Source organism: Methylobacterium terricola (assembly GCF_006151805.1).
Taxonomy (GTDB): Bacteria; Pseudomonadota; Alphaproteobacteria; order Rhizobiales; family Beijerinckiaceae; genus Methylobacterium; species Methylobacterium terricola.
This window is the reverse complement of the sequence record NZ_VDDA01000010.1, coordinates 96,150-108,993: the sequence shown is the minus strand read 5'-3', so window position 1 is coordinate 108,993 and position 12,844 is coordinate 96,150. Positions and strand designations below refer to the sequence as shown.

The window sequence follows — 12,844 nt, the reverse complement described above, 5'->3', positions numbered from 1 at the left end:
TCTCGGGGATAAAAATATCCCATCCGGCGTGATCGTCTCGGACCGACAAGATCGAGAGGGGCAGGCCCCTCCTTCCGGTCGGACCTGCCGCAGCACCGGCGGCCCGGACCAGGGCGATCGGGCGTCAGTATTTTTAGGAATTTAGTGCTACGGTCCCGTCTCGCAGGCGATTAACGGGATCTTGAATGTCGGGCCCGAGTCTAACAGACAGAGTTGTGGCTGGGATAAGGGGGGCGGGAATGAAGCAGCAGAGGAGTCATGTCCCGCTCGCCGCGGCCGTTTTCCTCCTGCACGATGCGAGACGGGACGCCCGGCCCGGCAGCCTCGGGGGTCGCGCTTAAGGCATGGCGGTTCTACGTTACCTTCGCGGGATCTTCGGCAGCGACGGGAATTCCGGTGCGCCCCTGCGCGACCGCGCGCTCGCCGGGCGCCTGATGAGGGTGATGTTCGGCTGCTACGTGGTGGTGGCCGTAGGCCTCACGGCCGTCCAGATGCTGGTGGCCTATCAGGCCGCGAGCCAGCGTCTGCAGGACGACGTGGATTCGTTGCAGCGCACCTTCAGCCCCGGCATTGAGGACGCGATGTGGCGGTACAATACCGAGGTGCTGCGCGGCATCCTGGCGGGCATGCGCGAGGTCCCGGCGGTCGTAGGGGTCGAGGTCCGCGACGAGGCCGGCCAGCGCGTCCAGGCGATCGGCACCTTCTCCGACGATTCGGGCAAGATCTGGCATGTCGGACGCAATGAGGAGCTGCAGCCCGCCAGCCGGAGCTTCGGCACCGCGTTCAGCCGCACCTTCCCGGTCGTCCATACCGACGAGAATGGCCGCCTCTACCCAATCGGCTCCTGGACCGTCCATTCCGACGACAGCATCGCCATCGAGCAGGTGAAGAACACGCTCTACGTGATCCTGATCAACTCGGCGGTCAAGTCGCTGATGCTGTGGTTCATCTTCTATCTGGTGATCCGCACCATGGTCGGCCGGCCGCTGGCGCAGATCCGGGACTACCTGGCGCGGATCGATGCCGACACCCTCGCGGCGGCGCCGCCGCTCACCATCGAGGCGGGCGGCCGCAACGAGCTGCATGCGCTCGCCGGCGCGCTCAATACCATGCGCGACCGGCTGCGACGCTCCTTCGAGGAGAACGCCGCCCTGATGCGCGACCTGCGCGAGATGAACGCGACGCTGCAGGACCGCATCGCCGAGCGCACCCGCGACCTCGAGACCCTGGCCCATACCGATCTGCTCACCGGCCTGTTCAACCGGCGCAAACTCGACGAGGCCCTGGCCGAGACGGCCGAGCACGCGACGGAGAGCGGGGCCCCGCTGTCGCTGATCCTCGGCGACGTCGACAACTTCAAGTCGGTCAACGACCGCTACGGCCACAAGGTCGGCGATCAGGTGCTGATCGCCTTCGCGGCCCTGCTGCGCGATGCCGTACGCCCCAGCGACACCCTCGGCCGCTGGGGCGGCGAGGAATTCATGCTGCTCTGCCCGGCCGCGGATCTCGCCACCGCCACGGCGATTGCCGAGCGCCTCCGGGTGCGGGTCGAGGGCACGGCCCTGCCGGAGGTCGGCCCCCGTACCTGCTCGTTCGGCGTCGCCACCCTGGCCCCGGGCGAGAGCACCGACAGCCTGGTCGCCCGCGCGGATGCCGCGCTCTATCGCTGCAAGCGCAACGGCCGCAACCGCGTCGAGGCGAGCCCGGGGCCGCGCCCGGATGCGGTGATGCCGGAGCGGGGGGCCGCTTAGAACGCCGCCCGGCGGCGACGTGTCCCGGCGATGGACGCCCCGCCCGACGATCCCGGCACCCCCGGTCGTCGCGGAGCCCGCAATCCAGCTGCGCGCGTCCTTCCGGATATGGCGGGACGGGATTCGCTCGCTTCCGTCCGACCTGCGATTCTGGATCCCCGGCTGCGCTTCGCGGTCCCGGGACGATGCGACGGGTTCGACGCCGCCGCACCGGCTGGTCCCGGTTCTCTCCCGAACCCGCGGTTACCGCTGCCCGTCCCACTTCCCGATCGCGTCCTTGGTCAGCCCCCCGACCCGGGCATGCGGCCGGCCGCCGGTGGTCATCGCGAGGGCGAACAGGATCTCGTCGGCCCGGGGCGCATCCGCCACCGCCACGGTGATGCCGTCGAAATGCGAGCGGACATAGGCCGCATCCTTGTGGTGGATCGGCACGTCGAGAGACGCGCCCATCGGCCCGAGCTTGGTCATCGACGGCACGATGGCCAGCGCCTGGCCGAGCAGCTCGCGCATGGCGTAGCCGCCCGGCACGTGCCACAGCGCCCCGTGCTCGAGCTCGCCGGAGGCCCCCACCAGCGAGCCCTTGCCATAGGCCTCGATCCGGCCCGGATCGCCGCCGAGCGCGTCGAGGAGCTTGCGGGCGCATTCGACGCCGAGCGGCTTCAGCGCCTCCATCATCGGGGTGATCTCGGCCTCGTAGCGCCCGGCGAAGGGGTTCTTGAGCACGCAGGCGACCGCGCCCTTCAGGATCGGGGCGGCCAGCGCCGGACCGCCATCGTGACGAACCTCCTCGACGGTGACGACGATCTTGCGGACCTCGATCATGAGCGGATCTTCCTTCTGCCTTCGAGAATGCCTGGAGTGTCGAGAATGCCCGGGTCGTCCAGGACGACGGAGCGGCCTTGCAGCATCAGGGCGGCGGAGCGGATCAGGCCGGCGGCGCGCAATTGCGCCGCCCGGCGCCGCCCCGCCTCGAGCGCCTCCGCGACCGCGTCGACGGAGAGCACCGGCACCGCGACGGTGACGAGGCGGGGGCCGAGATCCGAATCGGGATCGAGGTCGGTGGCAGGCACCCGTTCGACGCCCGCATGACCGGGCAGATCGACCGCGTTGGCGATCAGCGTCGCGGCGGCATCCGCGCCGGCGGCGTCGCGGGCGAGCACCGTCACCGAATCGGCGAGGCCGAGGGAGAAGGAGCGGCCCTGCCGCCCCGAGGTGGCGATGCCGCCGATGCCGTCCTCGCAGGCCAGGATCACCCGTCCGTTCAGCGCCGGGACCGGGCCGCCGGAGAAATCCGCCGCCACGCCGACGGCCAGGGTCTCGCCCTCGGTCAGGTGCAGGGCGATGTCGCCGCCATCGTTGACGAAGGCCTTGTCGAGGGGGGCGGCCTCCCGCATCGCCTCCAGGATCTCGTCGGCCACCGCGCCCGCGACCGCGGCCATCGGGGTGATGAATTCCCTGTGCGGCCGGCACGCCGCGACCATCCGGCGGGCGATCGTGCCCTGGACCCGCGGCCGCTCGCTCATCGCCTTCCGCAACTCGGGCAACTCGCCGACGAGTTCGCCCAGAACCGTGGCGAAGCGATCCACCGCCGCCCGGTGCGCCTCCGCCACCGCCCCCTCGGTGCCGTAGGCACGCAGCACGAGGTCGATCGGCCCGTGCTGCAGGTGCAGCCGGCCATCGGCCAGAAGCTGGTGCGCCGGACCGTCCATGGCTCAGCCGAGCCTGCCGATGAGGCGGACCAGCATGTCGGCCTCCGCCGGCGTGAGGGGCGCCAGGGTGCGGGCCGTCACCTCGGGCCCACGGTTCTTCATCGCCTCGATCACCCCGAACCCGATGTCGGTCAGCGCCAGCAGGACGAGGCGGGCGTCGGTGTCGTCGGCGGTCGGGCGGATGAGGCCGCGGGAGGTCAGCCGCCGGGCGACGCCGAACATCGTCGCCGGATCGACGCCGACCAGCCGTCCGACCTGGTTCTGCGAGGTCGGCCCGAGGTCGTGCAGCTTGCACAACACGGCGAACTGCACCGGCGTGACGGAAAAGTCCCGCATCACCGCCTCGAAGATCGAGGAGGCGCGCTGGTGCGCCCGCCGGACCAGGTAGCCGATCTGGTCCTCGACCCGGTAGGTGCGGATCGCCTCGGCATCGACCTCCGGCTCGGGGTCGGGCAGGGGTGCGGGCGTCGCGCGCGGAGCGTTCATGCGACCTCACCGGGCGGCCAGGGATGGTCGGGGTTCCACCCGTCGATCCGGGCGGTCGGGCCGACCTCGCGCAGGATGTCGGACATCGTCACCACGTCGCTGTCATGCCCTCCGAGGCGGGCATAGAGGTCGCGCGGCAGGGTGAATTCCATCGGCGCGACGATCGCCGGAGTCGGCACCGACCCGAAGGCGTTCCGCGGCAGGCGCGTCACGTCGGCCATCACCGTGATGCCGCCGCCGGGCCAGACCGTCACCGGTGCGCCGCCCATCGTCACCTTCGTCTCCCCGGCGGCGACCGAGCGGGTGAGCAGCACCGGGTTCTCGGTGACCCCGGCCCGCAAGGAGCCGCCGGCGCCGGCCATGAACAGGACCGTGCAGAGCGAGGGCTCGCAATTCTCGCCGATGCGGTCGACCACCGCACCCACCGGGGCCGGCATCGCCGCCGGGACCGGCTTCAGGTCGTCGTCGAGGACGAGCCAGAGGGCGTGCTCGCCGGTGGTCGAGGTCATGAGGAGGCGAAGGCCCGGCCAGGCGGTGGCGGGGTCGATCGCCTGGATGATGCCGAGCGGATCGGCGATGTCGGTGCCGCCCCAGCCCACCCCCGGATTGGCGACCTGGAAGTAGCGCCCCGGCGTCGAGCGCCGGCCCCGAACCCGGATGCCGGCCGGGCGCATGCCGAGGACCTTGCCGGCCTGGTGCTCGGTGAGCACGCCGGTGATGTGGTCGTCGACGACGATCACCTCGTCGGCATGGCCGAGCCATTGCCGGGCGAAGATGCCGACCGTCGCCGAGCCGCAGCCGACGCGCATGCGCTGCTCGGGGATGCCGTCCACGATCGGGGCGTGGCCGGCCTGGACCACGACCTCGTGGCCGCCCTCGATCGTCATCGTGACGGCGTCGCCGGAGCAGAGGCGGAGCAGCGTGTCGCAGGTGACGCTGCCCTCCTTCTTCGAGCCGCCGGTGAGGTGGCGCACGCCGCCGACCGACAGCATCTGCGAGCCGTACTCGGCGGTGGTGACGTGGCCGACCTCCTCGCCGTTGACCCGGATCGCCGCCCGCTCGGGGCCGAGATGACGGTCGGTGTCGATCTTCACCTTCACGCCGCAATAGCTGAAGATGCCCTCGGTCACGACCGTGACGGTCTCGACGCCCTCGTGCTCGCTCGCCACGATGAACGGGGCGGGCTTGTAATCCGGATAGGTGGTGCCGGCGCCGATGCCGGTGACGAAGGTGCGCGAGGGATCGAGTACCCGCCCGTCCCACTCCGCCGCCCCGAACGGCACCAGTCTCCGGCCGGATTCCGCCGCATCGTGCAGCAGCACGACAGGATCGGTGCGGACCAGGTGGCCGTTCTCGTTGGCGTAGCGCGAGCAGGCGCCGGACCGCCCGGGGCGGATCCGGCACAGGACCGGGCAGGCATCGCAGCGCACGATGCCGTCGGCTTCCTGCGCGCCGAATTTCTTCGAGCGCGCTTCCGTGCTCAGGCTCTCGGCGCTCATGGCTGGGTCCCCCACAAGGTCTCGGCCTCGTCCGCCCGATAATAGCCCCGGCGCCGGTCGCGGGCGACGAGGGCGGGGTCACGGGTCTGAGGTGCGCCGTAGCCGCCGCCGCCCGGGGTCATCACCTCGACCCGGTCGCCGGCCTGGATGGCGATGTTCTGGTCCTTCGACAGGTGGAGCGGGGTGATCGTCTCGCCCCCGCGGTGGATGCGCACCACGTTCGGCGCCCCATCGCCGCCGCCGAGCACCCCCGGCGGCCCGAACCGGCCGTGATCCATCACGAACGAGGCCCGGGCCTCGCCGCGCAGCAACTCCACCTCGTAATGGACGCCGAAGCCGCCGCGATGGGCGCCGGCTCCGCCCGATCCCTCGCGGAGCGCGAAGCGGCGGAACAGCACCGGATAATACTGCTCCATCACCTCGACCGGCGCGGTCTTCGAGATGCCGATGGTCGAGCAGCCGTTCGACAGGCCATCGTGGCCGGCATTGCCGCCGTAGCCGCCGCCGGTGATCTGGTACATCACGTAAGGGGCGTTCTTGACCGGGTCGAAGCCGCCGAGCGCGAAATTGCCCGAGGTGCCGGCGGGCGCCGCCGTGACGCGCTCGGGGATCGCCTGGACGAGGGCCAGGAACACCGCCTCGGCGATGCGCTGGCTCACCTCCGCCGCGCAGCCCGAGACAGGACGGGGATAGCGCGCATCGAGGAAGGTGCCCTCGGGGCGGATGATCGTCAGCGGCTCGAAGGTGCCCGCATTGATCGGCACGTCCGGGAAGACGTGCTTCACCGCGAGGTAGACCGAGGAATAGGTCGTCGCCACCACCGAGTTCATCGGGCCGCGGCAGGGTGGCGACGAGCCCGAGAAGTCGAAGGTGAGGTGATCGCCGGTCTTGGTGACCTTGAGCGCGATGCGCAGCGGCACGTTCACGACGCCGTCGGAATCGACGAAGGCTTCGGATGCGTAGGTGCCATCCGGGATCTGGCGGATCTCGGCCCGCATCCGCTCGGCCGAGCGGGCGCGGATCTCCCGGATCGCGGCGTCCAATGTCTCGCGGCCATACTTCGTCAGGAGGTCGTTCAGCCGGGTCTCGCCGACCATCAGCGCCGCGGCTTGCGCCTTGATGTCGCCGATGCGCTGGTCGGCGACGCGGATGTTCGAGGCGATGATCGAGAAGATCTCCGGATCCATCGTGCCGCGCTTGAACAGCTTGACCGGCGGCAGGCGCAATCCCTCCTGCTCGACCTCCGTCGCGTGGGCTGAGAAGCCGCCCGGCACCATGCCGCCGATATCCGGCCAGTGGCCGGTATTCTGCAGCCAGCAGAACAACGTGCCCTCGACGAAGATTGGGCGCACGAAGCGCACGTCCATCAGGTGCGTGCCGCCGAGATAGGGATCGTTGACGATGTAGATGTCGCCGGGCTCCGGCGCCCCGACCCGGCCCTCGCGGATCAGCCGGATCAGCTCGCCGGTCGAATACTGCATCGTGCCGACGAAGACCGGCAGGCCGAACTCGCCCTGCGAGATCAGCGCGCCGGTGTCGCGGTCGTAGATCCCGTCCGAGCGGTCGTCAGCCTCGGCGATGACCGGCGAGAAGGCGGAGCGCGAGAAGGCGATGTCCATCTCGTTGCAGACCTGCTGCAACCCGGCCTGGATCACCGCCAGGGTGAGGGCGTCGAGCTGACTCATACGCGGATCCTCAAATTGCCGATGGCATCGACCCGGGCCACGGCGCCGGGCTCGATCACCGTGGTGGCGTCGATCTGCTGGATCACCGCCGGCCCGGAAATCTCTGCGCCGAGCGGCAGCGCCTCGCGGGCATAGATCGCCGCCTCGTGCCAGGCGCCGCCGGCATAGACCGGCCGCGTGCCGAGGCGGGCGCCGGCGAGGTCGGTGCGCCCTGCCTCGTCGATGAGCGCGGCGAGCGGGAACGGCTTGCGCCGCCCGATCACCGAGGTGACGAGGTTGACCAGCACCGCCCGGATCTCCGGCAGCCGGACCTGGAAGCGGCGGAAATAGGCGGCCTCGAACAGCTCCTGAAGCGTCGCGCGGTCGATGTCCGGGGAGGGCAGGGCGACGCGGATCAGGTGGGTCTGGCCGCGGAACTGCATGTCGGCGCCGTAGGTGACCGCGGTCTCCTCGATCTCGGCCTGCTCCTCGGCCACCATCGCCAGCGCATCCGCCGCCTGCTCCTCCAGCACGGCGCGGAGATCCGCCATGTCGAGCCCGTCGAGGGGCCGGTTGAGGGTGCGGACCCGGTCCTGGCGGAGATCCGCGACGAGGCAGCCGAGCGCGTTGGTGAGGCCGGGCCTAGCCGGCACCAGCACCTCCGGGATGCCGAGCTCGCGGGCGAGCGCCACGGCGTGGAGCGGGCCGGCGCCGCCGAAGGCGAACAGCACGAACTCGCGCGGGTCGTAGCCGCGCGACAGCGACACCATGCGGATCGCCCCGGTCATGTGCACGTTGCCGAGCCGGATCACCGCCTCGGCCGCCGCCTCGACGCTCATGCCGAGCGGGCCGGCGAGGTCGCGGGCGAAGGCCGCGCGGATCGTGTCGAGGGAGACGCCCGCCCGCACCGCGGTGAGCCGGGCCGGATCGAGGCGGCCGAGCACCAGGTTGGCGTCGGTGATGGTCGGCCGCGTGCCGCCGCGGCCGTAGCCGATCGGGCCGGGCTCGGAGCCGGCGCTCTCGGGGCCGACCCGTAGCATCCCGGCCCGGTCGACCGAGGCGATCGAGCCGCCGCCGGCCCCGACCGTGTGCACGTCGACCATCGGCAGGTGGATCGGCAGCCCGTAATCGATGGTGAGTTCCGCCGAGACCTCCGGCACGCCGCCGGCGATCAGCGCCACGTCGGTCGAGGTCCCGCCCATGTCGTAGGTGATGGCGTTGGTGAGGCCCGACTGGGCGAGGGTGGCGGCGGCGGCCATCACCCCGGAGGCGGGGCCCGACATCACGGTCTTGGCCGCCGCCTCGACGACGAGGCCCGCCGGCACGGTGCCGCCATTGCCGTTCATCACCAGGAGGTCGCGGGCAAAGCCCTTGGCGCGCAGCTCGTCCTGGAGGCGGCGGATGTAGCGGTCGAGGATCGGCTGCACCGCAGCGTTGACCGAAGCGGTGGTGCCGCGCTCGTACTCGCGGAACTCGGACAGGAGGGCGTGGCCGAGGGTGACGTAGGAATTCGGCCAGAGCGCGCGGGCGATGGCGCCGGCGCGCAACTCGTGCTCCGGGTTGGCGTAGGCGTGCAGGAAGTGGATCACCAGGGCCTCGCAGCCCTCCGCCAGCAGGGCACGGACGGCGTGAGCGACCGCGTCCTCGTCGAGGGGGGTGCGCACCGCGCCGTCGGCCATGACGCGCTCGGGCACCTCGCGGCGCCACTCGCGCGGGATCAGCGGCTCGAAGGTGCCGAACAGGCCGTAGGGCTTCGGCCGGGTGCGGCGCCCGAGTTCGAGGACGTCGCGGAAGCCCTCCGTCGTGATCAGCCCGACCTTGGCGGTCATGCGCTCCAGCACCGCGTTGGTGGTGGCGGTGGTGCCGTGAATGACGAGATCGAGATCGGCCGGCGCCACCTCGGCGGCAGCGATTGCCCCGAGCACGCCCTCGGCCTGGTTGCGGATCGTGGTCGGCACCTTGGCGAGGCGTACCCGCACGCCGGATGTATCCGCCTCCGTCAGGAGAAGGTCGGTGAAGGTGCCGCCGACATCGATGCCTGCCACGCGTCTCACGTCACACCTCGATCATTCGTCTACGAACGGTCTCGTTGGTGGCCGGCTGTGGGCCGGCCTTGTCTACCATCATCGTGCCACCGCTCCCGTTGAGAGGTCGGCGCGATCCCCCCCTCTCCCATGTGGGAGAGGGGCCGGGGGTGAGGGTGCTACGGTCCTGAGTCAGGCTCGTAACGTTGTGCTGGCAGCGGAACAGTGCAGTCTTCTTGCGGCACCGTCGCCACCCTCACCCCTACCCCTCTCCCACACGGGAGAGGGGATCCCGCGCCATTCTCGGGGTCTGCCTCTCACACCGTCAGGTACGCCTCCCGCACCGCCTCGTCCGCCTCGAGCGCCGCCATCGTGCCCTCGAAGTGGATCGCGCCTTTCTCGATCACGTAGGCCCGGTCCGAGACCGCGCCGGCGAAGCTCAGATTCTGCTCCGAGAGCAGGACCGCGATGCCCTCGCGCTTCATCCGAAGCACCGCGTCGGCCATCTGCTCGACGATGACCGGGGCGAGGCCCTCCGACGGCTCGTCGAGCAGCACCGCGTGCGGGTTGCCCATGAGCGTGCGGGCGATGGTGAGCATCTGCTGCTCGCCGCCCGACATCGCGGCGGCGCGGCGGGTGCGCATCTCGGCGAGGTTGGGGAAGATCGAGAACAGCGTATCGGGCGTCCACGCCGGGCGCCCGTCCGCCGGCACCTTGCGGCCGACCTCGAGGTTCTCCATTACCGTGAGGTCGGTGAAGATGCGCCGTTCCTCCGGGACGTAGCCGAGGCCGCGGCGGGCGACGCGGAACGGCTCCCACCCGGTCACCGCTTGGCCCTCGAACCAGACCGTGCCGCCGGTCGGCGGCAGCACGCCCATGATCGCCTTGAGCGTCGTCGACTTGCCGGCGCCGTTGCGGCCCATCAGGGCCACGACCTCGCCGGGCCGGAGCGTCAGGGTGACGCCGAACAGCACCTGGGCCCGGCCATAGGCCGCCGTGAGGCCCGAGACGTCGAGGAGCGGTGTGTCGAAGGATTTCGGCATCACGCCACCGCCTTCCGGCGGGCGCGCATCGCCGCCTCGGTGCCGGCCTCGCCGAGATAGACCTGCTTCACCCGCGGGTTGGCGCGGATCTCCTCCGGCGTGCCGGCGGCGATGATCTCGCCGCGCACCAGCACCAGCACCCGGTCGGCATGGGCGAACACCGCTTCCATGTCGTGCTCGGTGTAGAGGACCCCGATGCGGTTCGTCCGCGCCACCTCGGCGGTGAGCGCCATCAGCCCCGAACGCTCCCGCGGTGCCATGCCGGCGGTGGGCTCGTCCATCAGCAGGAGCTTCGGGCGCGAGGCGAGAGCCACCGCTAGCTCCACCCGCTTCACGTCGCCATAGGCCAGTTCCGAGACCGACCGCTCGGCGTCCTGGCGCATCCCGACCCCGGCGAGGAGGCCGAGGGCCTCGTCGCGATGGAGGGCGCGGGCGTCGCGGAACAGGCTGCGGCTGCGGCCGTGATGGGAGAGCAGCGCCATCTGGACGTTCTCGGCCACCGTCATCGACACGAAGGTCTGGGCGACCTGGAAGGTGCGCCCGACGCCCGCCTTCCAGATCGCGCGCGCCGGCAGGCCGGCGATGGAGCGCCCGTCGAGGGCGATGGTGCCGGAATCGGGCTTGAGCTGGCCGCCCACCATGTTGAAGGTGGTGGACTTGCCGGCGCCGTTCGGCCCGATGATCGCCAGCATCTCGCCGGCGTCCAGCGTGAACGACACGTCCTTGGCGGCGGCGACGCCGCCGAAGCGCTTGGTCAGTCCCTCGACGACGAGCAGCGTCATGCCGAGGCCTCCACCGGCTCAAGTCCCGCCTTGCGCCCGCGCAGGGACTCGGCGGCGCCAGCGAGCCCGCGCGGGAAGGCCAGCACGGTCGCGATGATCGCCAAGCCCAGCAGCAGGCGCCAGAACTCGGTCAGCGGCATCACCGCGTCCTTCAGCGCGTGGAAGAAGGCGGCGCCGACGAGCGGCCCCATCACGGTCTGGATGCCGCCGACCAGCACCATCACCAGGAAGTCGATCGAGAGCGGGATCCCGGTGAGCGTCGGGTCGATCGAGCCCTTCATGAAGGCGTAGAGCCCGCCGGCGAGCCCGGCCGCGGCGCCCGCCAGGGTGAAGGCGAGCCAGCGATGGGTGCGGACGTCGAGGCCGATCGCCTCGGCGCGGGTGGCCGAGTCGCGCGCCGCCCGCAAGGTGTAGCCGAACGGCGCGTAGATCACTCGGCGCAGGGCGACGATCGCGGTGAGCGACAGGGCGGCGACGAGGTAGAAGTAGGTCGTGCGGCCGGACGCCCACGACGACGGCCAGACCCCGACGACGCCGTTGTCGCCCCCCGTCACCTCGACCCACTGGAAGCAGATCGCGTAGACGATCTGCCCGAAGGCGAGCGTCAGCATGGCGAGGTAGATGCCCGACAGCCGCACGATGAAGAAGCCGAACAGGGCCGCGCCGATCCCCGCGGCGAGGGGCGCGGCGACCAGCGCCAGCTCCATCGGCGCCTTGAACGGGCCGGTGACGAGCAGACCGGCCGCGTAGGCGCCGAGCCCGAAATACGCCGCGTGCCCGAACGACACGAGGCCGCCGACCCCGACCAGGAATTGCAGCGAGAAGGCCGCCAGCGCGAAGACCAGGATCTCGGTCGCGACCTTGACCTTGTAGGCGTCGCCGAGGAGCGGCACCGCCAGGAGCGCCAGCACTGCGAGGCCGGCGAGCACGGTTTCCGCCGGACGGAAGCGGCGCAATCCCGGGATGCCCTCCGGCGGCATCACCCGGCCGGACGCGGCTTCCGGCCGGCCGAACAGGCCCCAGGGCTTGACCACCAGCACCACCGCCATGAGCGCGAAGACCAGGACCAGCGTCACCTTCGGGAAGATCAGGATGCCGAAGGCCTGGAGCTGGCCGATCAGCAGGGCGGCCACGAAGGCGCCCGGCACCGAGCCCATCCCGCCGATCACCGTGACCACGAAGGCGTCGGTGATGACCGAGAGGTCCATATGGGCGTTGGCCGGGAGGCGCGGGATCTGGAGCGCGCCGCCGAGCCCCGCCAGGCTCGCGCCGAGGAACAGCGTCAGGGTGAACAGCCGCGCCTGGTTGACGCCGAGCGCGCCGACCATCTCGCGGTCCTGGGTCGCGGCCCGGATCAGCACGCCGAAGCGGGTGCGGTGCATCAGGAGCCAGAGGAGTCCCAGCACCAGCGGGCCGACCGCGATCAGCACCAGCTCGTAGGCGGGAAAGCGCTGCCCCAGGATCTCGACGCCGTGGCGCAAGGAGGGCGCCCGCGGTCCGGCGATGTCGACCGGCCCCCAGACCTTGAGCACCAGGTCCTCGACGATCAGCACCACGCCGAAGGTGGCGAGCAGCTGGAACAGCTCGGGCACCCGGTAGATGCGGCGCAACAGCAGCACCTCGACCGCGACGCCGATCAGCCCGACGAGGAGGGCCGAGAGCAGGACCCCGAGGAAGAACGCGGCGGGGGAATAGGACACATCGAGCAGCCGCGGCACGATCGTGACCGCGAGATACGCCCCCAGCATGTAGAACGAGCCGTGGGCGAAGTTCACGATCCGGGTGACGCCGAACACGATCGTCAGCCCGGAGGCGATGATGAACTGCGACGAGGCGCTGGCGAACCCGGACAGCGCCTGAAGGACGAGGAAGGACGGGTCCATGGG

Annotated in this window: 10 protein-coding genes; 1 reads left to right on the top strand and 9 read right to left on the bottom strand. The window is 71.0% G+C overall.

Translation table 11 applies throughout. From position 1 onward, the window contains the following. The first annotated feature begins 344 nt into the window (after positions 1-344). Positions 345-1,751 carry a GGDEF domain-containing protein gene (locus FF100_RS20760; protein WP_139037646.1) on the top strand — a complete coding sequence of 469 codons (1,407 nt, stop codon included), beginning with the start codon at positions 345-347 and terminating at the stop codon, positions 1,749-1,751. 243 nt (positions 1,752-1,994) lie between these two features. Here the strand turns inward: FF100_RS20760 and FF100_RS20755 are convergent, their stop codons facing one another. The 9 genes from FF100_RS20755 to FF100_RS20715 all read right to left on the bottom strand — a co-directional run bounded on the left by FF100_RS20755 (position 1,995) and on the right by FF100_RS20715 (position 12,841). Beyond that, a complete protein-coding gene (locus FF100_RS20755) occupies positions 1,995-2,573 on the bottom strand; it encodes an amino acid synthesis family protein (RefSeq protein WP_139037645.1) in 579 nt (192 codons plus the stop codon). Continuing rightward, complete coding sequence (locus tag FF100_RS20750) at positions 2,570-3,460, bottom strand: UPF0280 family protein (protein ID WP_139037644.1); 891 nt, start codon at positions 3,458-3,460, stop codon at positions 2,570-2,572. Before FF100_RS20750 ends, FF100_RS20755 begins: the two co-directional genes overlap by 4 nt. A gap of 3 nt (positions 3,461-3,463) precedes the next feature. Next, a complete protein-coding gene (locus tag FF100_RS20745; RefSeq protein WP_139037643.1) occupies positions 3,464-3,946 on the bottom strand; it encodes a MarR family winged helix-turn-helix transcriptional regulator in 483 nt (160 codons plus the stop codon). Further along, on the bottom strand, positions 3,943-5,445 hold the full coding sequence (locus FF100_RS20740; protein ID WP_139037642.1) for a 6-hydroxynicotinate reductase: 1,503 nt from the start codon (positions 5,443-5,445) through the stop codon (positions 3,943-3,945). Before FF100_RS20740 ends, FF100_RS20745 begins: the two co-directional genes overlap by 4 nt. Further along, positions 5,442-7,130 (bottom strand): hydantoinase B/oxoprolinase family protein, encoded by a 1,689-nt coding sequence (locus FF100_RS20735; RefSeq protein WP_139037641.1) that lies wholly within the window; start codon positions 7,128-7,130, stop codon positions 5,442-5,444. Before FF100_RS20735 ends, FF100_RS20740 begins: the two co-directional genes overlap by 4 nt. Continuing rightward, positions 7,127-9,163, bottom strand: a complete 2,037-nt coding sequence (locus tag FF100_RS20730) for a hydantoinase/oxoprolinase family protein (protein WP_139037640.1) — start codon at positions 9,161-9,163, stop codon at positions 7,127-7,129. Before FF100_RS20730 ends, FF100_RS20735 begins: the two co-directional genes overlap by 4 nt. 287 nt (positions 9,164-9,450) lie before the next feature. Beyond that, positions 9,451-10,176 carry an ABC transporter ATP-binding protein gene (locus tag FF100_RS20725; RefSeq protein ID WP_139037639.1) on the bottom strand — a complete coding sequence of 242 codons (726 nt, stop codon included), beginning with the start codon at positions 10,174-10,176 and terminating at the stop codon, positions 9,451-9,453. Next, the gene (locus tag FF100_RS20720) at positions 10,176-10,958 is read right to left on the bottom strand and encodes an ABC transporter ATP-binding protein (RefSeq protein WP_139037638.1); all 783 of its coding nucleotides are present in this window, start codon (positions 10,956-10,958) and stop codon (positions 10,176-10,178) included. Before FF100_RS20720 ends, FF100_RS20725 begins: the two co-directional genes overlap by 1 nt. Continuing rightward, the gene (locus FF100_RS20715) at positions 10,955-12,841 is read right to left on the bottom strand and encodes an ABC transporter permease (RefSeq protein ID WP_139037637.1); all 1,887 of its coding nucleotides are present in this window, start codon (positions 12,839-12,841) and stop codon (positions 10,955-10,957) included. Before FF100_RS20715 ends, FF100_RS20720 begins: the two co-directional genes overlap by 4 nt. Positions 12,842-12,844 lie beyond the last annotated feature (3 nt).

Coding starts and splice junctions, on each gene's coding strand:
- FF100_RS20760 (WP_139037646.1), top strand. CDS start 345: ATGGCGGTTCTACGTTACCTTCGCGGGATCTTCGGCAGCGACGGGAAT.
- FF100_RS20755 (WP_139037645.1), bottom strand. CDS start 2,573: ATGATCGAGGTCCGCAAGATCGTCGTCACCGTCGAGGAGGTTCGTCAC.
- FF100_RS20750 (WP_139037644.1), bottom strand. CDS start 3,460: ATGGACGGTCCGGCGCACCAGCTTCTGGCCGATGGCCGGCTGCACCTG.
- FF100_RS20745 (WP_139037643.1), bottom strand. CDS start 3,946: ATGAACGCTCCGCGCGCGACGCCCGCACCCCTGCCCGACCCCGAGCCG.
- FF100_RS20740 (WP_139037642.1), bottom strand. CDS start 5,445: ATGAGCGCCGAGAGCCTGAGCACGGAAGCGCGCTCGAAGAAATTCGGC.
- FF100_RS20735 (WP_139037641.1), bottom strand. CDS start 7,130: ATGAGTCAGCTCGACGCCCTCACCCTGGCGGTGATCCAGGCCGGGTTG.
- FF100_RS20725 (WP_139037639.1), bottom strand. CDS start 10,176: ATGCCGAAATCCTTCGACACACCGCTCCTCGACGTCTCGGGCCTCACG.
- FF100_RS20720 (WP_139037638.1), bottom strand. CDS start 10,958: ATGACGCTGCTCGTCGTCGAGGGACTGACCAAGCGCTTCGGCGGCGTC.
- FF100_RS20715 (WP_139037637.1), bottom strand. CDS start 12,841: ATGGACCCGTCCTTCCTCGTCCTTCAGGCGCTGTCCGGGTTCGCCAGC.